Here is a 23,468-nt window from a genome sequence, read left to right on the forward strand (position 1 = left end):
TTTTCTCGGAAAAAAAGATTTTGGTATCAGATTATAGATTTGGGGTATTTTTGGAAGATATTATCCCCAAATTATGTGGGGGAGGTTGGTGATTAACAAACCGCCTCTAAACACATCCATCCTTTTTCATTCCGGTGTAAACTCACCCCCTTAAAACCCGCTTGTAAAAGACGGTTTTGTAAATACTCCCCCCGATAGATTTTCATACCATTAATCCGGTCTGTCCATGTGGTATTATCCGGATTATCCATCTCACAGCAGATAAAAAAATTGCTCCCTGGTTTAAGAACCCGTTTTATCTCGGTGAAAGCAGCATCCAAATCTGGCCAAAAATAGATGGTTTCAAAGGCAGTAACAAGATGTATTGACTGGTCGGGATATGGCAAACACGATACGTCACCCTGCCGGATAGTACAGCGTTTTCCAAGCTCAGAAGCATTTGTTTTCTTACTAAAAGCAACACTCTCCTCTGAATGGTCTAAACCGTCCACGATACTTCCTGGTGAATCCTTTAGCATTTTTGCTATATTGGCCCCACCACCACAACCAACATCTAAAATATGTGAATTGGCAGGTAAATTCAGGTATGAAAATCCCCATGTGGCCAGGTTTGCATGCCCTGAGTTCATAAAAGTCAACATTAACTTTCCAAGTTTGCCTTGTGGTTTTTGGGTATTCTGAAAGAATTTGTTAAGCATATTTCCCCTTATTATTATCAATGATTACACTAAATGCCGTTTTCAGGAACTTTTTCTTGCAATATCCATTACCATCTCTCCAATGGGTGTCTTTACTGTTCTGCTTTGTACCGATGCAAAACCAGATTTTATCATGGCATTGGCAATAACTCCTTCACTCATCCCTACATCATTTCCGTAAAGAGCAGTCATGAGAGTTCCCATGATCATCTCTTTTGGTTTTGTTCTTTCATCAGTCATCCCGTCTGATAAACTTACATAGACTCCGCCCGGATTAAGAGCGTTGAATATCTTTTTAATCACAGTATCCAGATGTTCGCCGGCAAAATTGAGTGTCTCCGAGGCCCAGACCAGGTCATAATTCTCACCAATCGGATCACATATGTAATCTCCTCCTGTAACCTGTACTCTATCGCCCATTTCATATTCATCAATTACTTCCTGTGCAACACGGAGAACAGCCGGACGATCAAAGAGAACGGCTTTCATTGAGGGGTGATTCATAGTGATTAATGTCCCGAAGACCCCGGTACCGCATCCGAGATCAAGCATCCTTCGAAAAGTTGGATATTCCGGCAATGATGATACATGGCGAATTGCAAGCTGTGCCATACCTGCACGAAGGAAATTCACTGTTAACCTTGCATGTTCTGTCCAGAGATCTTCTGAATTGATATTGGGCATCTCCCCATCTCCCGGACCGTTTCTCACAAGTTCGCAAATCTGGGTTGAGGACATGTTATAGTAATCATAATAGGACAGAAAGCTATCTCCAAGGTATTTATCATTTTTTTCCGCAAAGAATTCCTCAACTGCAGGCAGATTTTTGAAACTACCATTTTTTTTCTCGATTAAATCTAGTGAAACCAGAGAATTCAAAAAAACTTCTGCATTTTTTTGATTGATGTTTAATTTTTTCACCAGTTCTTCAGTACTTTTCCAGTTCGAGAGTTCCTGAAAGATTCCAAGTTCTATTGCCGCTATAAACAGGTTTTTCTCCTGATTCGTGAGCAGTTTTTCGTATAACTTTCCAAAATCATTCTTTACTTCAGGTATATTTTTCATTGGTTTTACTCCGGGTAAATTTTTCCGGTTAGAGGGCTTAATTGGATTAGCATCTGACATTTTCCGTTTCTGCGATAATCTGATGAAATCTTTCTGTGCTTGTTGTTTTCCTAAATATTTCAGATTCAGCAACGCTCATGTCTTTTATCTGATCTGCTATCTTGCTTGTTTCGATAGAAATCATCCGGATGAGAATTCAATCGCGTTTTTAGATTCGGATTATTATTGCTTTTTTAAATTACTTAAGCAATTGAAGTCCGTTTTTCCCTGGATATAAATTTCTTTTTTCGATTATGATATAGATTGGCCGAAAATTGTTCATTTTTTGGTTTGAAGGATTTGGCAAATTATCATTATCATGAAAAATTCCCTGAATAAGTTTACAAATTCAATGGATAATTAAAAAAGTATAATTTTCTGAGATTTTTGATCTCATGGGCGAATTTAATCCAATGAACATAATATTCATTTCCTGAATTTTTTATTGACTGCCAATAATTACTCCATTTTTTTTGAATTGCATCAAAATAAAAATATTTTGGCGTATTTTATTGAAAACCTAAATTTAGATAGTAATCGATGGTTAGTCAAACCGAGATGAACGGAAAATATAGTAAAAGGGAGAAAAAAAGTAAAAGTTCTCTCTTAATGCTCATAATTTCTTTAGGTGTCCTTGTTAGTTGCTTTAGTATGATAGTATCGGGTGCTGAAGATAACTCCGGTACAAAAATGGTATTAGATCAACGGGGAGAGATGGTGACAATTCCTGAACATGTGGAACGGGTAATTACCATACCAATACCCGCTGCTTCGATGGTGTATACATTAGATGGTGATGGGAGCAGACTGGTTGGTATGAATCCCTCTTCTATGGCTGCTATTAAAAATGGAATTCTTGGGAAGATGGATCCGGATCTGCTTACCATTGAGACAAATTTCATTCAGGGAGGTATGTTTGAACCAAATGTTGAAGAAATCCTGAAATTGGATCCTGATGTTGTTTTCCAGTGGGCACAGTACGGTGAAGAACTTTACAAACCCTTGGAAGATGCCGGGATTCCAGTTATTTGTCTTAAGTATGGTACTCAGGAGGACTTGGAAACCTGGATTAAATTATTTGGAGAAGTGTTAGACCGGCAGGAACAAGCTGACAATCTGATTACCTATCAGCAGGGTATGAGTGCGAAAATTAAAGAAAAAACCGCAAATATCGCTGAAACTGATAAACCTCGCGTTCTTTCTCTTCCTTATGGTGATCAACTGACCGTGAGTGGTAGCGGAACTTACAATGATTATTATTTCGGACTTACTGGTGCTAAAAACGTCGCTTCAGAAGTCCCTGGTTCAAGTACCCAGGTAAGTATGGAGCAGATCATCAATTGGGATCCGGAGATCATCTATATTGGTAACTTTGATGATTTAACTCCACAGGATATTCTTGAAAACCGTATTGATGGACAGGACTGGGCAGGAATTGATGCGGTGAAGAATGGACGTGTTTACAAAGTTCCCCTTGGCGGGTATCGGTGGGATCCACCAAACCAGGAATCTCCTCTGATGTGGGAATGGTTAATGGAAATTCAACATCCTGAACTCTTTGATTTCAATCTCCGGGAGGATATGAAAAAGTTTTATAAGGTTTATTATGATTATGACCTTAATGATGAAGAAATAGAGGAAATTTTATTCACGAATTTGAATAACGCAATCGTTTGATATGCCTGGAATCAACCTGAGAACTCTGATGAGTTCTCCATATTTTTTTATTCTTCTTCCATTGGCAGTCTTTTTTTTCTCACTTGTTTGTGGGAGATATCCTGTTGATATTAAGAATGTATTCGGGATTCTTATCTCGCAGGTTTATCCGGTAACACCTTTCTGGCCAGAAATTGATGAACGGGTAATTATTAACCTTCGTCTACCTCGTTTGCTAATAGGTATGCTGATTGGAGCAGGATTAGCTGTTTCCGGAGCTGCTTTTCAGGGTATTTTTAAAAATCCTCTGGTGAGCCCCCATATTCTCGGAGTAGCAGCAGGTGCAGGATTTGGTGGCGTATTAGCCATGTTATTGTCTCAAAGTTCGTTGTTAATATTTATTTTCGCATTCATATTTGGAAACCTGGCAGTTCTGGCTGCATATTTCCTTGCAAGAAAGGATAGTGTCACACCCGTTCTGGTTCTCGTTCTTGCCGGTGTAATTATCAGTGCATTTTTTACTGCAATGATATCTCTCCTGAAATTATGTGCAGATCCTCAGGATCAATTGCCCGGAATTGTGTTCTGGCTCATGGGAAGTCTCATCTCTGCTAATTATGAGAAATTCGGGTTAATAGTTATCCCGTTTCTTATTTGCGTTTATATCTTGTGGAGACTTCGTTGGAGAATCAATGTTCTTTCTCAAAGTGATCAGGAAGCAAGAGCCCTTGGTGTAAACGTTGAGTATGATAAATGGATAATAATTCTTTGTGTTTCAGTAATTGTTGCTCTGGCAGTATCTGTTAGTGGAATTATTGGGTGGGTAGGACTTGCAATCCCTCATATTGCACGAATGATAGTAGGATCAAATCATCTCTTTCTGATTCCTGCATGCATCTCTCTGGGGGCCGCTTATCTTGCTTTTGTTGATACCATTGCCCGGACTTTAACTCCTTATGAGATCCCTCTGGGGATATTAACTGCAATTGTTGGTGTGGTTATTTTTGGATATCTCCTGAAAAGAAATCAAAATGGTGGTTGGAATGAATATTGAAATGAAAAATGGAATGTTTAAGTATGGAACAGGAAAAACCATCTTTAAAAATTTAAATTTTAACGTAAATAATGGTGAAATTCTCTCAATTTTAGGTCCGAATGGCACTGGGAAAACAACCCTCTTAAAATGTCTGCTTGGAATTCATCAGATTTCCGGCGGTTCTGTTTATATTAATGGACTAGTGCAGGATAAAGAAAAGAAAAATTGCCATATTGGATATGTGCCTCAAATTCACCAGAGTGTATTTCAATACACTGTCCTTGAAATGGTCCTCATGGGAAGGACCCGGTTTATCAGAAGGTTTTCTTCTCCATCTCATGATGATTGGAATTGTGCTCGTGAATCCCTGGAAAAAGTTGGAATGGCAGGATTTGCAGATAGGATCTTCTCTGATTTAAGCGGAGGAGAAAAACAGATGGTTCTCATTGCCCGTGCATTAGCATCACAGGCTGATTGTATCATTTTTGATGAACCTACCTCGGCACTTGATTACCGGAATCAGTATCATGTTCTTGATCTTATGATCTCTCTGAAACGAGAAGAAAACCTTGCAATAATCATGACAACACATCAGCCTGAACATGCAATGTATCTCTCTGATAAAGCACTTCTTATGGATCGTGATGGGAATAGTTGTTTTGGTGAATCTGACAAGGTATTATCAGAGAATAACCTGAATGCCACCTATGGAATGAATATTGGTATTTTCTCAATTCCTCACAATAACGCCCATCTTAAAGCGATTATTCCGCTTGTTTCGAATCCTCTCCATCGTTCGTTATCCGGAAATAATTCAGGAAATGAGGTTGCGTCATGAAAAAAATTGCAATCTATGGGAAAGGTGGGATTGGTAAATCAACCGTTACAAGTTCATTATCTGCAGCATTGTCAGTTCTTGGGTACCGGGTTATGCAGATTGGGTGTGATCCAAAAGCTGATTCAACTATAAATCTGACAAATGGTCAACGAGTTACTCCGGTTATGAATTATTTACGGGAATTTCATTCATGTTCTTCGCTTGATGAGATTAGTCTTGTAGGATATAATGGAATTGTATGTGTTGAAGCCGGAGGTCCAATTCCGGGTCTTGGATGTGCCGGTAGGGGAATTATTACAACCTTCAACACTCTGGAATCTCTCCAGGCTTATGAAATTTTCAAACCGGATTTCGTTTTGTACGACGTTCTGGGTGATGTTGTCTGCGGAGGCTTTGCCATGCCTCTTCGTGAGGGGTATGCCGATGAGGTCATTATTGTTACATCCGGAGAAAAGATGTCACTTTATGCTGCGAATAATATCAAAAAAGCTCTGGATAACTTTGAAAATCGGAATTATGCAAAATTGAAAGGACTTATTATGAATTGCCGTAACATTGAGAATGAAGAAGAGATAGTAACTCAATTTGCCAAAGAAATTGATAGTCCTATTATCGGGAATATCCCTCGTTCGTCAAGTATCCAGTACTGGGAAGAGCGAAACATGACTCCGATCCAGGGAGATGTTAATTGTATAATTTCATGCTCTTTTCTTGAGATTGCCTCACAAATTGCTGGAACCGGGAAGGAAAACTGATGGAAGCGGAAATTATATCTCTGGATGATATTCTGGTTTCCAAAGAATCAGTTCACCCCCCTGGATTATCACCCGATTGTCTCCATTATTGTCCCCCCACATCAGCCGGATGGGGAATAGTAAGGGTTGCCCTGTTGGTTCCTGAATCAGCGATGCTCTTTGTTTCACCGTCCGGATGTGCCCGTCATGCAGCAATTGCAGGAATTCATCTCGGTTTCTGGGACAGGTTTTTTTGTTATCGGTTATCTGAAACTGATATTGTATCCGGAGCATATATGGATAACATTCCCCGTGTATCCGAGGAGATATTACGTCGTACTGGGATGAAAGCCTTAATCATCTGTAGTACCTGTATAGATGACCTCCTTGGTTCGGATTATGATAACCTGGTAGCAGAAATTGAGAGAAAAACAGGGATTCCAGTTCGATTATGCAGAATGGATCCTATCTGCATGCACACGCCCAATGCACCCCCCCTTAAAGTCCAGGAGACGGTATACAAGTTTTTGCAACCATCTGCCAAACATGACGATTCAATTAATATTCTTGGAAATTTTGCTAGCATAGATGAAACCAGTGAATTTTATGAAGTACTATGCCAAACAAAAGACCGGGAAATTCGGCACATTACAAATTACTCATCTTATGAAGAATTTCAGGTAATGGCTACTTCATCATATAATCTTCTCATAAAACCAGCAGGAATTCTTGCAGCACAGGATTTAAAAAACCGTTTGAATATCCCTTGGATTTCGGCATACCATTCATATGGTATTGAGCGTATTGATGGGATGTACCACATGTTTGAAAAAACATTCAATGAATCATTCGAGTTGGATGATTATCGGGATGAGGCCATTGATACAACAAAGTGGTTTACTGATGTCCATGGGGAATCAGTTTCGGTTGCTGTAGGTTCAACTGCGAATGCTGCTCCATTTGAACTGGCAAGAACATTTGTGGAAATTGGCATTGATGTTCCATATATATTTGCTGATGCTGTTCAGGAATGGGAAAAAACGCATGTACAATGGTTAAAAAAACACAATCCCTCTATGAAAGTTTTTTCATCAAGTCATCCGAAAATGGCTGATGCCCGGGATATGCAATTACATACGGATTACGCCATCGGGTTTGATGCAGGATATTATTGCCCTGGAGCTAAAACAGTGCCCTGGGGTCTGGAAAAACAACCCTTTGGGTATTCTGGTCTGATATCACTACTTCATGAGATGGATGCCGTGACTGATGTCCCACAGGATTTTAAATCTATGGTTTATGCTTCCGGCCTGGTGATTTGAATGGATAATATATCGGTATTTTTACCTCCGTTTTCTCCCGATTATTCCGGATTTTGTTCAGCTCTGTTTTCCCTGGATGGAATCCTTGTTATTCATGATGCCGGAGGATGTACCGGGAATTTTACTGCCTATGATGAACCACGGTGGTTTGGATCTTCATCACATGTTTACAGTTCAGGACTTCGGGAGATTGATGCAGTAATCGGGGATGACCAGTTTTTCATTGAAAAGATAAACAAGATTGTTCGTGAGAGTGATAATCGATTTGTTGCACTTATCGGAAGTCCGGTCCCCACGGTAATCGGAACTGATTTTAAGGCCCTTGCTCATATTATCCGAACTTCAACAAAAGTTCCGGTAATTACTTTTGATGCAAACGGAATTGATTATTATGATGTCGGAGCATCTTCAGCTTTTCTTGCCATTGCAAAGAATTTTATTCTGGAATCCGGAGAGAAAATTAAAAATTCTGTAAATATTATCGGAGCAACTCCGCTCGATTTAGGAAATAATGACCCGGAAAGGAGTCTTTGTTCTTTCATTAATGATGCAGGTTACACGGTTATTTCATGTTGGGGTGGTAACAGCAAAATTGATGCAATAATGCAATCTGGAAAGGCAGAATTGAATCTTGTTGTTTCACGTTCCGGTCTTGCCGCTGCCAGGTATATGGAAGAAAAATATGGAATTCCTTATGTTACGGGTGTTCCAATCGGTGAATCAGCAGCAAAATTTTTTTCAGTCACTATTTCAGAATGTATTAAGGACTCTAAATCTCGAATCCGGTTAAATAATCTTGATTTAGATAAATCCAAAAATAATGGCACGGCCTGCATAGTTGCAGATCAGGTAATCGGGAATTCATTACGAGAATGTCTAATCTCTGATTTTGGATTCAGTGATGTCATTGTTTGTTCATTCTTTGAAATGGATTCAACTCTCTCAATTCCCGGAGATGTACATTTGAATTCAGAAGATGGTTTGGAAAATCTTATTTCTTCTGGATCATTTGATGTGATTGTTGGAGATCCTCTGATTCAACCCCTGATAGGTGATGTAAAATTAATTCCATTTCCACATATTGCCATTTCAAGTCGGATATTCTGGAATGATTCATTACAATATTTCGGGATTGAGGGAAGTAAATATCTGAAAAAATATTTAAATCCTTATCATGTTACCTGATTTTTGAAAATTTTTGGGTAAGTATTCATTTGTTCAAATTATAATATATTTTAGTCTTGGAGGTTCAGATTTTCTGTCCGGTTCCTGAAATTTTTTTGGATTGGTGATATCTGATCCAAAGAAAAAAAATATTATGTTATGGATCGATTGAACTTAAATTGTATCGGAAATCAGTTATTACTGTTTTCATTGTTAGTGTTTTTGTTAATCGGTATTTCTTCTGCGGCAGATAGTGGGGTAACTATCACCGATGCTCTTGGAAGAACGGTTAATCTTGAAAAACCTGCTGAAAGAATTGGGTTTACCGGATATATGATTGGAGAACCACTGGTACTTGCCGGAGCATGGGATAAAGTTGTAGCAAGAGATGGATATATTTCAGATCCGGTCATTTATTCCAATCTTGATTCAATTCCGTCCATTAGTTCTCCTAATGTACCATATGAACTCAATTTTGAGAAAATTATGGAGATTAAACCAGATGTTATGATAATGCCAGTTGATAAGTGGGATACCAGTGAAGATACCATTCAGCAGATGATTGATTCATTGGAGCCTGAAATTCCGGTAGTCTTTTTAAATCTCAATGATCCTGATACTTTTGAAGAAAATTTTGAAAAATTAGGGATAATTACCGGAACAGGGGACAAGGTGAATGAGTATCTTGATTTTTTTGACCGGGTAATTGGATCAATACGTGAAAAGACTTCATCGCTTCCGGACAGTGAGAAACCGAAAATCTTTCTCAAGGCAGCCGGGTACACACCGGATCAACTTGCTACGTGGGGAGGAAAAGAGACAATGACAAACCAACTCTGGGATATTGTCGGAGCTAACAGTATATCAAAAACACTTCCTACTTCATGGACAGAAGTTGATCCGGAATGGCTCATTGGTCAGGACATGGATGATATTATTGTTCAATGTTGGAATGTCTATTATCCGGAAACGTTTGGATACCAGGCTACAGATCCATCCCATAAATTAGAAAATGGGAAGAAGATCATAGATGAAATATCAGCCATGGATGTATTCTCAAGTAGTGAGGCAGTAACCAATGGAAAGGTCTATCTCATTCATGATCCGCTTGTTTCAACCGCCAGATTTGTTGTTGGGGCAGCATACCTTGCAAAATGGCTGCATTCGGATCTCTTTTTTGACCTTGATCCAGTACAGATTCATCAGGAATATCTGACTCGGTACATTGGGGCTGATTATGATCTCAGCACAGGTGGATTGGATGCATATCCCTGAATTAAAAAAATTTCCGTTTTTTGTTTTCGAGTGATTCTCAAAAGAGGAATTAAAAAAAGAATTTATTGTTTTTGGGTAATTATCAGCGTTGCTTTGTCTTCCAAATCCATAATATTCTTCTGTAATAAGATTTGAAATCCTGTCTCCTGCAAGAGATTTTCCATCGTTTGAATCTGGTAGACATGATCTTTTTCATTCATTGATCCGGTCATGAGATCAAAAATGAGTGCTGATCTAGAAGAGTTTCTTAACGGTTTTTCCAGGAATACTGATTTCATAACAAAAAAGCCTCCCGGATTTATCGCGGTATAGATTTTATCAAGGACATTCTTTAAATCCGGATAGGGGAGATAAAGTGAGTCTGAAACATAAATTAAATCATAATTTGTTCCGATATCGTCTTTCGTCATGTCTCCGGGTTTAATCATCACGTTTCCGGAAGAATAATGTGCGATAATTTTCTCTGCACGTTCAACAGTTTCCGGAAAATCAAATAATGTTACCGTTGAATGCGGATTCATCCGGGCATATGCAATAGAGAATAATCCGTGTCCCCCACCAAGGTCAAGTACCCGGTGAATTTCAGGAAATGGCAACACCGTATTCATCTCTGCAAGTACTCGTTGAATAGTTCCGGATATTGCACATTCGGTTAGAGCAGCAAAACTTGTTTCATCAAACACCCACATCTTTTTTGGGTCTGTGGGAGGTCCGTTTTTCAGAAATTCATCGTAAGGAGGAAGATTTGATAGTTTATGTATGAAGTAGTATGCAATATAATTCCCCAGATAATAAGGAGAATCAGTAATCAGATATGTTTCAGCAGTTTTTGAAAGAGAATAAATTCCGTCTTTTTCAAGTAGAAAATCTGATCCCACCAGGTAATTAAGAAATTTTTCCCCGATTCTGGTATTAATTCCGACACTTTCACATAGGGATGATGCATTTTTAGGCTCTTTAAGGTGATCAAACAGATTCAGGCGGGTTGCATGATATAATATGGAAAATGTATCAATTCCCTGAGTTAAATCTGTGATGAGTGTTGGAAGTATTTCAGGTGGGGTAAACAGTTCTAAATTTTTTAATTTATTCTGCGTCATAATTTATTATCCGTTTTTTGGCATATTAATCCATTTAAAGTCGAAAATCGCAAATGTGTCATTTTACATATTCGAATGATTCTTTTTTACGGGAAATAAAAATCTATCCCTGAAATTGTTTGGTTAAAAAATGTGGATGAGTTAGGGATATCCTGCATAACCTACCACATCAAGATCATAATCTGCATCCAGGAAATCTAAGTATTGTTCATGAATTTTTTCCGGATTCAAATCCTGGAAAAGTTCCGGATGGAACCATTTTGCAAGATAGGCTGTACCAATGATAAACCGTGGAGTATTCATGAGGGGATCATGCATCAGGTAAATCCGGTTATTCTTTACAGCATCAGATTGAGATAATTCCTCCAAATTTGCAATATCTGCAATAATTTTGTCAGCACTGGTTTTTTTCTGCGATGGTTCTGTTGCTGTATATCCAAATGTTCCCGGATATAACTGGTCCCAACATTCCGCCACAATTGCATCAATATCTTTATTCACTAGCCATTCCGGATCAACATCAGTCCATCCTTGGTTTAAATCTGATGAAATACTTTTTCCTCCCGAAATATCACATATCTGGTTCCAGATAACCTCTTTATTGCCTTTTGTACAGAGTTGGTCCGGAGTATATCCGGCTGCTTTTACGAAAACGTTTGGTTTCTCAGTATCAGGAATTGAAGAGCTCTTTTCAGTTATTTGATTCATAATTCCATTGTAAAAATCAAGATATCTCTCTGCATTTTCCTCTTTTCCCGTAATCTTACCTAAATTCTTTAAGTTTTCATTAAATGTATCTGGATTGGTAACATCTATGTATACTACCGGGATGTCAGGTTCGAGCGAATTGATAACAAGTTGATCATCATCCTGGTTCGTGTTGTCATTTTTCGCTGGCATGATAAGGACATCGGGCTTTATTTCTACAATTTTTTCAAAATCCATATGGCTATGGCCATCTGAATCACTGATTGCAGGAATAGTATCAAGGTTTGGATATAATTTCGGATCGGAAATGTATCCGTCCCTTCCGGCAACTTTATCCCATGCTCCAATGAGTTTTATTGCTTCTGCAATCATGTAACTGCTAAACGCGATCCTCTCTGGGTTTTTTTCAAGGGTTATTTCTCTTCCGTTTGCATCAGTGAAATGTATTTGTGTTCCTGAATTATCAGCAAGAACAGAGGTCATAAAGATAAAACAAATCAGGATAGCACACATCGACAATTTTTCTTTCATTAACTCACCATAATTTGTTTAATTGTTCGATTTATTTCTATTTATTTTTACTTAAAAAAGCCTATATGGTTATTTTTTAACCATTATCTGTATAAAATGAAAAGATTCATTTTTTACACGTATGTTCTAGCTAAAAGAAGCATGAATATCATGGGCGAAATATTTTTCTCCCTTGTATTGCGTGTAGTTGGCTCATTAGCCGGCCCCAATTCGGGCAATATATAATTAAGGAAAAAGGTCAAAAATTATTTTTCCCTGCATTATGGGCCTTTATTAATGTTATGTGATGATACGAACGCATGACTTAGTATCTTGTATTGCTAATTATGGGTTTTAAAATAAAGTCGTTTGTTGGGACCTATTTTTAATTAGGGTGCAATTTTTCATTTTTCAATATTGCAGCATTGGGTTATGAAATGGAATTTTTTCATAATACAAGAAGGCTGACTGCCATTACAAACATACCTAAGATAAATCCCAGAATGACAACATGACTTTTTCCGTAACTGTGGGCTGTCGGAATTATCTCGTCAATAGAGATATATACCATTATGCCAGCGACAAAAGCCAATAACATGGATAACAGGAAATCACTCATGAAAGGCATCAGAACAAGGAGAGCAATCAGGGCACCAACCGGCTCTGCCACACCCGACAGAAAAGAATATTTAAATGCAGTCCTTTTTGAGCCTGTGGCATAATAAATTGGAACAGAAACCGATAGTCCTTCAGGTATATTATGTAGGGCGATAGCAATCGCTATTACTATACCTAGGTTTATATCAGAGAGTGCTGTTGCGAATGTAGCAATTCCTTCAGGGAAATTATGAATACCAATGGCTAATGCAGTGAACAAGCCGGTCCTCATCAATGAGGAATTTCCAATTGTCTCCGATCCCATTTCTTTTTTAGAATTATTCACCCGAAAAAAATTATGAGGATTATAATCTTTGGGTATCATGAAATCAATGAGAGCGAAGATCATTACCCCCATAAAAAAAGCCACTATTGCCATTCCTTCGCCGACTTTCTCTATAGTATCCGGAAGCATCTCAACAAAGGAGATATATATCATAACCCCTGCAGAGAATCCAAGAGCAGGAGAAAGGAAGTGCTTTTTGGGCTCTTTCATTACAAAGACCATCATGGCTCCTATCGCAGTGGAAAGCCCGGCCAATGTCGTTAAAAACAATGCAATGATCATATCCGGCATAATATTTCCTGGTTTCAGATGTACCTTCTAATTCTCTGGCAATATTGAATATAAGAATCTTTGAATCTTTCTACGAAGAATTTTTCCTAAACTTTTACAATACTATGGTGAACATACATTGCGATGATACCAGTTATCCAGATTACCGGATTGAGGGTATAAAGTATCTTAATAATGGGTAGAAGTCCCGTAATGCTGGTTCCTTTATTTTTACACATTATTCGCAGTCTGGCTAAAATAATGAAAAAAACAGTAGAATATAAAATTTTGTACCATCTCACATTGTCATTGACAATCATGGATCTGCCTCATTTTTCAGGGAAGGGTCTATTTCGCTTTTGGTTCTTCTAATAATGCTTTCAGGTTACCATTGTCTTCTTTCATATCCTTTAATATCAGTTCGAAATTGGCCTTTTTCCTGGCCAACACCTTAAAGAGCATGAAATTTATCAACCCACCAACCAGAGGTCTCCTTGAACCAAAGCGTTCAATATGAGTAAATATACAGCCGGCATCGGATTTTTGCCCAATGAATGTTATCGTTCCGATGCCCGACATGGTGCTAAACTCTATCGTGAAAAAATCGTCTTTTTTTTCAATTACCGTTATTTTTCCTCTTATTTTATACCAGATCCCCTCCACACACTCCTCAAAATAGATGATATCTCCAACAGCGTTACCACCTGTGACCTTCAGGAATTTCCCATGGTTTGCATTCCATTTGGGAAAATTCCTATCCAGGTTCATCAACCAGTCGTAAAGATGGTCAACGGTCGTGTTTATCTCTATTGAATCCTCCAGGCTTATCATCTTTTCTCCTTAACCCAATTTAAACAACTGTTTTCTTTTTTCACCGCATGTGTCTCCTGTAAAGGATATAGAACTCTGTGTAATCCAAATTGAGGAAAACATTAAATTGGCTCTCCTCTCTCATAAAGATACAATGAGTATTGTAAGGATATTACTCACACAGTTTTAATTAATAATAAACTGATTAGATTCTATTTTAACGTCGGTACATTATACAGGAGTCATACAACCACATCTCCGGGTGCCGTCTTCATCTGTCTTCTATCAATGTCCACAAAGGTTCCATTAGTACTCTTCAACTTCTCCGGTTTGCCCCTCTTCTTTACCATACCATTTTCGAGGATCACATTTTTGTCAGCATTGATGAAGGTTATTAAATAAACTGTTTTTCCAAAATTTGCTTGTATGGGAGACACTCTTTGCATTATATATCTTTTATCCCATTCTTATGTGTACAATTGAACATACACCAAGCATATCAGGAATAAAGAGAATCATTTTTGTACGAAAGGGAAGTCCTTTGTACATGCCTTTATGCATAGGTATCGTATTTATGACCTTGATCCTGTTATCCCAGTTTTCAAGGGTTTTTATCGGTTTCAGTCCCCAACCACAATCCATAGACATACCCATGCCACCTTTTTTTAATACCTGCTTTTTCGCAATTTTCATTCCCATAGGCGACAGTGAATCAAAGAAAAAATCACATCTTTTAAAATGGTCAGATGCTTTAATGAAAAACTCTTTGATCTGTTCTTCATTGAAATAATAAAGCACACCCCCGGCCAGAAATAGTAAACCATCCCTTACAACAATTTTCTCAAACCATTCAGTGTCTAAAAATGAAGAAGCAATGTTTTGGTGTCTGTCGCTGTCTTCATAAAAATTTTTCCTGAGTGCAATTACATCTGGCAGGTCAAGTTCATAACAAATGATTTTGCCGTTGTCAATCCGGCTGAAGGTGGTGTCCAGTCCGCAGCCGATATTGACAATTGTGGCCTCAGGATGTTTATCTATAAACTCAAGGGCTAATCTATCTGTATGCAGGCTACGTGCTACCCAGCCATACTGTGACATTGATTGAGTTTTTTCGATAGTTGAAAAGTCATAATCAATTTTTTCAATAATCTCCACGGCTTTTTTATCAATTAATTTCGGGTTATTCTTCTTTGTTTCATATGCTCTCCCCCATAAAGGCAACAATAGAGTTTCCTGAATACTGCCATTTTTAATTTTGATTTTTTGTTCCATATTTACTTCTTCTCGTTGTCAAGGAAATGTTACAAGTATTTTTAATACTTAGAATTTGACGAATATCTTATTCGGTTGAAGTCTAGAGATTCGACACAACAATTAAAATCTGTGGTTAGGTTGGCTAATACATTGTACTAAAATGTTTTGGCTTCGGAAATAACGGATATAATCCTGGCAGAGAAAAAAATGAGAATGTCCATATTCAGCTACGGATGAGCCCGTTTATGGCAAGATTCTCCAGGGATATCTATCACATTGATCTGATATTCAATGAACTGCCTTCATCACATGTGAGGTTTTTTCTTAGGTAGACTGGTCATCCAGCCACATCTCCGGGTATCGTCTTCATCTGTCTTCTTACCATGTTTGCAAAGGTTCCATTAGCACTCTTAAGCTCCTCCGGTTTGCCGCTCTCCTTTACCATACCATTTTCGAGCACTACAATCTTGTCAGCATTGGCAACGGTACGCATCCGGTGGGCTATTACGAGCACGGTTTTATTCCTGACCAGTTCTGAAATACCTGCCTGAATTCTTGTCTCGTTCTCCACGTCCAAAGAGGCGGTTGCCTCGTCAAGCAGCACGATGGGAGCGTCTTTTAACAGTGCCCGGGCAATGGAAATACGCTGCCTTTCTCCGCCGGAAAGTTTCTCACCATTCTCACCGATGACGGTCTGATATCCGTCAGACAATTTACTCACAAAATCGTCGCATTGTGCTAATGTGGCAACTCTCAAGACTTCTTTATCACTCGCTCCATGTCTTCCGATACGTATGTTCTCCATAACCGAAGTGTTGAAAAGGACAACATCCTGGAATACCACCGAGTAATACTTGAGCAGTGTTTCGGGATCTACCTTCTTGATATCCTGTTTTCCAAGCAGTATCCTGCCGGAATTAACATCCCAGAACCGGGCGGCCAGTTTCGCCGATGTACTCTTTCCACCCCCTGATGGTCCGACCAGGGCGGTAATTTCACCCTGCTTTGCAGTGAAAGACACGTTCTGCAGAACCTGTTTTCCGGTCTCGTAGGAGAAACCGACATCTTCGAACACGATATCGAAATTCTCCGGAGTAAATTCCGTCATGCCGGTATGAATAGGTAAAGCTTCAATCTCTTTCATACGGTTAATCCGGATATCAAGCATGAACAAAGCAGCCAGATTATTGAATACTTCGTTGATGGGCTCGAAGATATGTGCTGCGAGGATCAGGAACACGAGGTATGTGAAGAGATTCACATCACCTGCTACCAGCAGATTTGCTCCGACCAGGATAACGGTTACAAGTCCCAATTTCAGTATGCCTTTAGCACTGTTGACCAGAATACCAAGGAGTAGTTCTCCACGGATGAGATTTTTCTCGTAATCATCAAGCTTCTTGTTCAGGTCGTTGATATATTTTCCTTCGTTGCTGTATGCCTTTATCTCCTGGATTGTGTCCAGCCCCTCCTGGATATGTTCGCTGACGTCCCTGTTCTTATCGTAAATGATCTTGTGATTGTTGTGTTGGATCTTTTTAGAGAGAAGGAGAACCGCTAAGGCAACCGGAGCCGCCCAGAACAGAGCTAGTGTCAGCATCCAGTTGTAGAAAAACAACATGATTCCGATGATTATCAGGAAAATGACAGATGCAAAAAGCTGGGGCACTGCATGAGAGAATGTGTGTTCAAGTAACGTATTGTCCTGCATAATCGTGGATGTCAGATCCGAAAGGTTCTTTTTTCCATAAAAAGACAACGGTAACTTGCGAAGCTTTTCAGCCAATGCCAGCCGGCGATTAGCACTCTCTGCGTAGATAGATATGTATGTGCTCCGGTACTGGATTTTTGCAATTATCCATATTATAAAAATAAACAGGACTGCTATTCCAATGTAGTACCGGATATCATTATGGACAACTCCTGCTTGTCCCGTCAGTGGTCCGAGATATTCATCAAGGAACAGGAAAACGTACACTGCAGGTAGAATCAATCCAAAATTGAGAAGGAATGTCGTAAAAGTTCCCTTAACGAAGTCCTTAGCTCCGTCCCTTGAGAGGGCCAGCCTCCTCATAAAATATTCATACATGGGCAGCCTCCCTTCCTATAGTCCATTGAACCGATCTCTGATATTCATTCCACATCTTCGTGTAAATGCCATTCATTCCTAGCAATTCCTGATGATTGCCCTGCTCGGCTATCTTTCCGTTTTCGATAACCAGGATAGTGTCAACGTCCACTACACTCGTAAGTCTGTGAGCGATCATGAGCACAGTCCTGCCTTCTGTGAGTTTTCCGAGTGCCTCCAGTATCAGGTGCTCGTTCTCTGGATCGGTGAATGCAGTGGCCTCGTCCAGTACCACGATGGGAGCATCCTTTAGCATGGCACGGGCTAATACTATTCTCTGTTGTTCTCCTCCGGAAAGGTATGTTCCCTCTGTTCCTATCTTAGTATCTAGTCCCTGCGGCAATCTGTCGATTATTTCTCTGCATTGTGCTTTTTCCAGTGCAGATTCAACCATTTCGTGGGTTACATCAGGATTGCCGTACCGGATATTATCAAAAAGGCTGACTTTGAAAAGATGGGTATTCTGGAATACGAATGATATGTTCTGCATGAGTTCCTTCGGGTTAATCTCCTTTACATCACTTCCTCCGATGAAGACTTTTCCTTCATCTACATCCCAGAAACGGGGAACAAGACGTGCAATGGTGGTCTTCCCGCTACCTGACGGACCAACCAGAGCAAACGTCTTTCCTTCGGGAACGGTAAAGCTGATGTTATCGATAGCTTTCTCCGTATTGCCGGGATACCTGAACGATACGTTTTCAAACCGGATCTCATTTCCCTGTAGGGGTTTCGGGCTTGATGATACCGGCAGGGGCTGTACATTGGTAAGTTCATCAATTCGGTTGATAGCTTCTTCAGCCTCGTGCATTGCATGCCTGATATACATGCTCCTCATGATGCTTTGAGCAAAGACAGGAGTGAGGAGGATGTAAAAGAGAAGATTTACAATGATGGTACCATAGTTCGCGGAATTACCGATCATGAGGATGGCAACCGGTATGAGTATGAAGGCAAAACTGTGGATGCCCACTATATATGCGGTCATTGGGTTTTCCCATGAGATCGCATGTTTGGAAACCATCTCTTTGTAGTTCATTATACTCTTTTGAAAATTCTTAAAAGAGTAGACGGTCTGCTGAAACACTTTTACAACAGGTATTCCACGAACATACTCGACTGCTTCGGTGTTCATCTCCTCAAGCGAGTCCATGTACATTTTCAGGAAATATCGTCCCCTGACTCCCATTGCAAAGCTCATTAATCCAAAAGCAATGACAAGAGGTACCAGGCAGGCTAAACCGAGTCGCCAGTCAAAGATAAAGATCAAAATCAGTGATATAACCGGTACAACGATGCTGCCTGCTAAATCGGGGAGTTGATGGGCAAGAAACATATGCGTTGTAGAGGCGTTATCATCGATAATCTTCCGGATGCGTCCGCAGGTGTTGTTATCAAAGAATCCCAGGGGAAAAGATACTATCTTTTCCATTGACTGTTTTCGCATCTCGACCTCTACCCGGAATGCAGCAAGATGGGAAATACAAAGGGCCAGGAAATAAATGGCAATGCCCGCTACTGCTGTAAAGGCAGCCCACCATGCATAGGTACTAATGAGGGTCTGCGATGTTTCCGATGTCGGATTGAGGAATTCCCTGATAATAAGCCATATGAATATCAGAGGTATAATGCCAAGCAGGGAACTTATCGCTGATATCACGAGTGATGCAGGAAGTAAATACTTTCTGCCAACCATATATTTTTGAAATCTTGTTAATGTGCTTATAATCTCACCTTCGTATTAGTATCTTCTTTGAAATTCTTTTGTAAATTCATCGTTCTTTTTTCCAAATTTGATATTTTTTTTCTAAACAGTGATACGTATATTTTGATAATTTGGGTCATATTAGGGTGAACCAAAATTTCATTGAATAATTGCGTCTTCCCTAAATTATACAAAAATTCGCTAACCGTTTTAAAAAAAATTCTCCGGTAGGAGAGATTGAGTGTAATATCGTGAAAAAAAGAAAAAAATTTAATTATTTACTGTCCAATCTAACCACTGGGCAGATAATAACGTTTCTGCTCCCTTTTCATCTACGTTATATACATTCTGATAAAAATCAGAAATCCAGTCCCCTAAATTAATATCTGCAAATTTATCCGGATATGCTGCTTTTGCGATAATCATCATTTCGATTGGGTATTCAAGTCTTTTATCACAGTTTGATGGCAACCATGGCAGTGAATAGACCTTTTTATCTTTAACTGCTCTCATCTCCTGAAGCATCTGGTAATATGGGGCCTCATATAATTCCCGTGCGGGGTGGAATCCCCAGTCGGTAGGCAGTAAAATAACATCAGGATCCAGGGCAAGAATCTGTTCGGCATTTAATTTTACAATCTGTCCGGGTTCATTGTAAGCGTTTTTTGCATTTGCAATCTCTTCAACAAAAAATGACTCAACAGAATCTGTTCCCCATGCATCCGCTGCAGCACCACTTTTCCTGGTTTCTGGTGAGAGACCGAGTAATAATACCGTGGTTTTTTGATCTTCCGGAATATCCTTAGTTCTCTCTTTAATGAGGTTCACCTGTGTTTCGAGGTACCCTGATAATTCCTCTGCTTCCGTTTGTTTGTCAAATACCTGCCCAAGGATTTTTATTTCATCCGAAATTGCAGAAACATCTGCATTATTGTTGTCCCGTCCTTTCATGTTCGGTCCATAGGTAACTACAACCGGAATTCCAAGTGATTCAATCCGTTCAACGGTTTTTTTCATCGACTCATCACTCTGGTAAAATGTGCAGTCCCCGGCACGGATAATTACCACATCCGGTTTTAATTCTGCAATTATCTCATAATTTGGGGGAGAGTTGTAAGCTGCAACGACAGGAAGGTTTGCAATATCCGGATATAACGCTCCAATGGTGTTCATTCCACCATCAATAGCAAATTTTTCACCCGATGTTGTCTCAAATGAATAATTGGAAGTTGTAGTAAGGCCATTGGAGCCGACACCAACTAAAGTATCCAGGACACCAAATTTGTACATGACACTTTCCAGTAATCCATCTCCAATGGTAATAACCTGGGATATCTGGTCCGGAAGTGTTACCGAAGTTCCTCTGCTATCTGTGACAACTTTTTCCGCTGATACCGATACGATACCTACTCCGAGAATCAGAGTAAGAATTATGATTGCGTTGAAGAGTTTAGACATATTATCTTTCCCTGTTAATTTTTTCGAAATTTTTAGTGGTTAAAATTGTTCATTTTGTTAATTATTCTCTGCCTTCCATTGAAATTTCATGCCGGGCAATCGTTCATAGTGGGTGAATACCCCGTTTTCTTCCTGAATGAATTTTTCAAAGTATTTCTGGAATCCGGAAACTGATGAGTCTAGTTCCAGATAATGTTGATACCTGAAATAGTCTTCAAGAGCCTGGATAGATGAAAAAGTCTGTTTCTGGATGAATTCATGATATTCAACGGAGGGATATATCCCCATTTCATACAGTACATTAAAAAGAACATCACTTTTTGGACCGGATATATATTCTCTTCCAAATAAATCCGGCCAGACCATGGAATATAACAGTTCAAACTGAGGGATATCTGCATGCCAGAACAGGACTACCTTCTCCTGGCAGATTGAATTCATCTTCTCTATTGCGGCTTTTATATCATGCATTCCCAGAGAATAGGATGCCAGAACAAGATCGAATTTGTTATCAAAATCATCCGGATTAACATCCTCCCATCGCTTTTGAATAAGAGAAATATTTTGGATGTTCTCTGATTCTATCCGTTCATGAAGTACTGTTGCCATCCCCGCTGATGGTTCTACTACGGTGACCTGTCCTGCCATCCGGGCCATTGGGATGGTCAGAACTCCCGGCCCAGGGCCAATCTCAAGAACCTGCGAATCCGGTTTGAGGTGTAACTCCTGGATCAATTTTTCACGGTTTTTGTTAATGTCTGAATCACAGCCATAGTTTTTTAAATAATCTCGTGCTCTTTCCGGAGTGTCCCAGTAACGTGGGCATGATATCGCAGCAGAATCTCCCCTGTTATTCATGCTATCCGACATCATCGTTTTCCATTGTTCATTCCAGTCTATTTTCATAATATCATAATAATTTACGACTTTTTTCAACAAAAAAAGAAATTTAAAAAATTAATTATTTGGAATTTCTTTTATCAACGCCTCAATTGGGGCATACTGGCGGGTGATTGCATCACCAGAAAGACCTGTTGACAAAATATCTGGATCATCAGGAATTTCTGCAATAATATTGCCTGGTTTAGAAAGCTTCTTACGAATTGTTGCACTCATTTCTGAATTAACCCGGTTTAAGATGAAATACAAAGATATACCCATTCCATCTGTTATGGTTGTAATTTTTTCTGCAAGTCCAACTGACTCAAATGAGGGATCGAGAACCATAAGGATCCCATCTGCTTCTTCATCAATACCTCGTCCGAAATGTTCAATCCCTGCTTCCGTATCGGTAATTACGATATCATTTTCAGCAAGTTGTAATGACTGCAGGAATTGTCTGGAAAGCATACCCATTGGGCAGGCACAACCTTCTCCAGAATGCTGAATTTTTCCGATTGATACTAATGCAATGTTATCCTTTCTTGAAACATAATCGGCTGGAATTGAGTCAAATTTCCATGGTTCTTCGATAAGTTTTACTTTTGCATAATCCGGAGCAGCAGCCATGATCTTCTCCTTCATACCTGGTCTCCCCCCGAAATATTCCATCAGGTCGACAGGAGCATCAATTCCAATGAGCCGGTGAAGACCAATATTGGATTCATCTGTATCAACTACTAAAACCCGGAAATTTTTTCGGGCATATTCATGTGCAAGCATTGCTGTTAGGGTACTTTTTCCGCTACCCCCTTTACCACAGATAATTAGTTTCATAGATATCTCTCTTAAAATTGGGAAGGTTTTTCCCGAATCAGTTCACAATCTCCAGGTATTCAAGCATCAGTGCATCCATGATTTTTTGCGTCATCGTTTCATCGGTGTTATACAATTTTACGATGTAGTCATGTATCCAGGTCTTCAAATCAACATCGGCGAATCTATCTGGATAAGTAGCCTTTGCTGCAATCATTACGTTTATCGGGAATTCAAGACGTTCTGATTTACAGGGAGTTGCGGTGAGTGAATACACTTGTCCATCTTTCAGTGCCCGCATTTCCTGGATATTTGTATAATTTGATTCGTATAACTGACGTGGCGGATGATACCCACTCCAGGTCGGAAGAATGATTACATCAGGATCAAGTGCCAGCATCTGTTCTGAAGAGATGAGGTTATTCCCTTTATCCTGGTAGACATTTCTTACATTGACCAGATCTTCCATCTGTGCAACTTCAACCGTTCCAAGACCAAATGCCTGGCCAACACCACCTTTCGTGAGTGCACTGGTTGGTGCTCCAAAATACAGGACGGATTTTATTTCATCTTCAGGGATGTCATGTGTTTTACTGGTTACATCATCAACGGCATCCTGCATTGTCTTTACAATTTCTTCCGCTTTATCTTCTTTTTTAAAGATTTGACCTAAAAGTTCTATCTCATCATAAATTGTATCAACTTTAGGATTTTCGTAACAATCCGGGTACTGCAAAACCACAACTGGAATACCCATTGATTCGATTTGCGTTAGAAATTTATCCGTTTCTTCTTTAGCTGAACCCATGTCGCGTAAAATTAAAAGATCCGGGTTCAGATTTGCAATGGTCTCGACATTTGCTTTACCATATGGTCCGGAGCCTAATGCCCCAACATTTACTGTTAACGCCCATCCCTTCTTGACCAGAGGCATATAAAGCCGCGCCCATTCGTTTTTGACCACCCTATTTTAAGGAGACAGATCAATTCCCTCCGTATGTAAAAGGAGGGGATAGGCAGGTGAAAACGATGGCAGATGTACAACGAATGGCTACCTTAT

21 protein-coding genes are annotated in these 23,468 nt (G+C 39.5%); 7 read left to right on the forward strand and 14 right to left on the reverse strand.

Going from position 1 to position 23,468, the window contains the following annotated elements:
• Window positions 1-92 precede the first annotated feature (92 nt).
• Together DLD82_RS08865 and DLD82_RS08870 are read right to left on the reverse strand one after the other, a co-directional pair.
• Window positions 93-629, reverse strand: a complete 537-nt coding sequence (locus tag DLD82_RS08865) for a class I SAM-dependent methyltransferase (protein ID WP_219968323.1) — start codon at window positions 627-629, stop codon at window positions 93-95.
• A 111-nt stretch (window positions 630-740) separates the two neighbouring features.
• On the reverse strand, window positions 741-1,763 hold the full coding sequence (locus tag DLD82_RS08870) for a methyltransferase (RefSeq protein WP_181391346.1): 1,023 nt from the start codon (window positions 1,761-1,763) through the stop codon (window positions 741-743).
• 579 nt (window positions 1,764-2,342) lie between these two features.
• Between DLD82_RS08870 and DLD82_RS08875 the strand changes: the two genes are divergently transcribed.
• The 7 genes from DLD82_RS08875 (at window position 2,343) to DLD82_RS08905 (ending at window position 9,827) form a co-directional block, all read left to right on the forward strand.
• Window positions 2,343-3,479, forward strand: coding sequence for an ABC transporter substrate-binding protein (locus DLD82_RS08875; protein WP_109940767.1), 1,137 nt, complete (start codon window positions 2,343-2,345; stop codon window positions 3,477-3,479).
• Window positions 3,480-3,507: 28 nt separating this feature from the next.
• Entirely contained in the window at window positions 3,508-4,512 is a 1,005-nt protein-coding gene (locus DLD82_RS08880; protein ID WP_109940787.1) for a FecCD family ABC transporter permease, read from the forward strand.
• Window positions 4,502-5,332 (forward strand): ABC transporter ATP-binding protein, encoded by an 831-nt coding sequence (locus tag DLD82_RS08885; RefSeq protein ID WP_181391347.1) that lies wholly within the window; start codon window positions 4,502-4,504, stop codon window positions 5,330-5,332. Before DLD82_RS08880 ends, DLD82_RS08885 begins: the two co-directional genes overlap by 11 nt.
• Entirely contained in the window at window positions 5,329-6,087 is a 759-nt protein-coding gene (locus DLD82_RS08890) for a nucleotide-binding protein (protein WP_109940769.1), read from the forward strand. Before DLD82_RS08885 ends, DLD82_RS08890 begins: the two co-directional genes overlap by 4 nt.
• Entirely contained in the window at window positions 6,087-7,388 is a 1,302-nt protein-coding gene (locus tag DLD82_RS08895) for a nitrogenase component 1 (protein ID WP_109940770.1), read from the forward strand. Before DLD82_RS08890 ends, DLD82_RS08895 begins: the two co-directional genes overlap by 1 nt.
• Complete coding sequence (locus DLD82_RS08900; protein ID WP_109940771.1) at window positions 7,389-8,573, forward strand: nitrogenase component 1; 1,185 nt, start codon at window positions 7,389-7,391, stop codon at window positions 8,571-8,573.
• Between the two features lie 201 nt (window positions 8,574-8,774).
• Window positions 8,775-9,827, forward strand: a complete 1,053-nt coding sequence (locus DLD82_RS08905) for an ABC transporter substrate-binding protein (protein WP_181391348.1) — start codon at window positions 8,775-8,777, stop codon at window positions 9,825-9,827.
• A 62-nt stretch (window positions 9,828-9,889) separates the two neighbouring features.
• Here DLD82_RS08905 and DLD82_RS08910 read toward each other — a convergent pair whose 3' ends face one another.
• From DLD82_RS08910 to DLD82_RS08970, 12 genes are all read right to left on the reverse strand, one after another.
• Window positions 9,890-10,927, reverse strand: coding sequence for a class I SAM-dependent methyltransferase (locus tag DLD82_RS08910; RefSeq protein WP_109940773.1), 1,038 nt, complete (start codon window positions 10,925-10,927; stop codon window positions 9,890-9,892).
• A gap of 141 nt (window positions 10,928-11,068) precedes the next feature.
• A complete protein-coding gene (locus DLD82_RS08915) occupies window positions 11,069-12,166 on the reverse strand; it encodes an ABC transporter substrate-binding protein (RefSeq protein ID WP_109940774.1) in 1,098 nt (365 codons plus the stop codon).
• A gap of 427 nt (window positions 12,167-12,593) precedes the next feature.
• The gene (zupT, locus tag DLD82_RS08920) at window positions 12,594-13,379 is read right to left on the reverse strand and encodes a zinc transporter ZupT (protein WP_109940775.1); all 786 of its coding nucleotides are present in this window, start codon (window positions 13,377-13,379) and stop codon (window positions 12,594-12,596) included.
• A gap of 327 nt (window positions 13,380-13,706) precedes the next feature.
• The gene (locus tag DLD82_RS08930) at window positions 13,707-14,189 is read right to left on the reverse strand and encodes an SRPBCC family protein (protein WP_109940777.1); all 483 of its coding nucleotides are present in this window, start codon (window positions 14,187-14,189) and stop codon (window positions 13,707-13,709) included.
• A gap of 221 nt (window positions 14,190-14,410) precedes the next feature.
• Entirely contained in the window at window positions 14,411-14,605 is a 195-nt protein-coding gene (locus DLD82_RS08935) for a hypothetical protein (RefSeq protein WP_181391349.1), read from the reverse strand.
• A gap of 19 nt (window positions 14,606-14,624) precedes the next feature.
• Window positions 14,625-15,440 carry a class I SAM-dependent methyltransferase gene (locus DLD82_RS08940; RefSeq protein WP_109940779.1) on the reverse strand — a complete coding sequence of 272 codons (816 nt, stop codon included), beginning with the start codon at window positions 15,438-15,440 and terminating at the stop codon, window positions 14,625-14,627.
• A gap of 319 nt (window positions 15,441-15,759) precedes the next feature.
• Entirely contained in the window at window positions 15,760-17,511 is a 1,752-nt protein-coding gene (locus DLD82_RS08945) for an ABC transporter ATP-binding protein (protein WP_109940780.1), read from the reverse strand.
• Window positions 17,504-19,246, reverse strand: a complete 1,743-nt coding sequence (locus tag DLD82_RS08950) for an ABC transporter ATP-binding protein (RefSeq protein WP_181391350.1) — start codon at window positions 19,244-19,246, stop codon at window positions 17,504-17,506. Before DLD82_RS08950 ends, DLD82_RS08945 begins: the two co-directional genes overlap by 8 nt.
• 279 nt (window positions 19,247-19,525) lie before the next feature.
• Window positions 19,526-20,713, reverse strand: a complete 1,188-nt coding sequence (locus DLD82_RS08955; protein ID WP_109940782.1) for an ABC transporter substrate-binding protein — start codon at window positions 20,711-20,713, stop codon at window positions 19,526-19,528.
• A 57-nt stretch (window positions 20,714-20,770) separates the two neighbouring features.
• Window positions 20,771-21,571, reverse strand: coding sequence for a class I SAM-dependent methyltransferase (locus DLD82_RS08960; protein ID WP_181391351.1), 801 nt, complete (start codon window positions 21,569-21,571; stop codon window positions 20,771-20,773).
• A gap of 99 nt (window positions 21,572-21,670) precedes the next feature.
• Window positions 21,671-22,429 carry an ATP-binding protein gene (locus DLD82_RS08965; protein ID WP_109940784.1) on the reverse strand — a complete coding sequence of 253 codons (759 nt, stop codon included), beginning with the start codon at window positions 22,427-22,429 and terminating at the stop codon, window positions 21,671-21,673.
• A 37-nt stretch (window positions 22,430-22,466) separates the two neighbouring features.
• Complete coding sequence (locus DLD82_RS08970) at window positions 22,467-23,342, reverse strand: ABC transporter substrate-binding protein (RefSeq protein ID WP_109940785.1); 876 nt, start codon at window positions 23,340-23,342, stop codon at window positions 22,467-22,469.
• Window positions 23,343-23,468 lie beyond the last annotated feature (126 nt).

It is taken from the genome of Methanospirillum stamsii (genome assembly GCF_003173335.1).
In the GTDB taxonomy this organism is placed as follows: Archaea; Halobacteriota; Methanomicrobia; order Methanomicrobiales; family Methanospirillaceae; genus Methanospirillum; species Methanospirillum stamsii.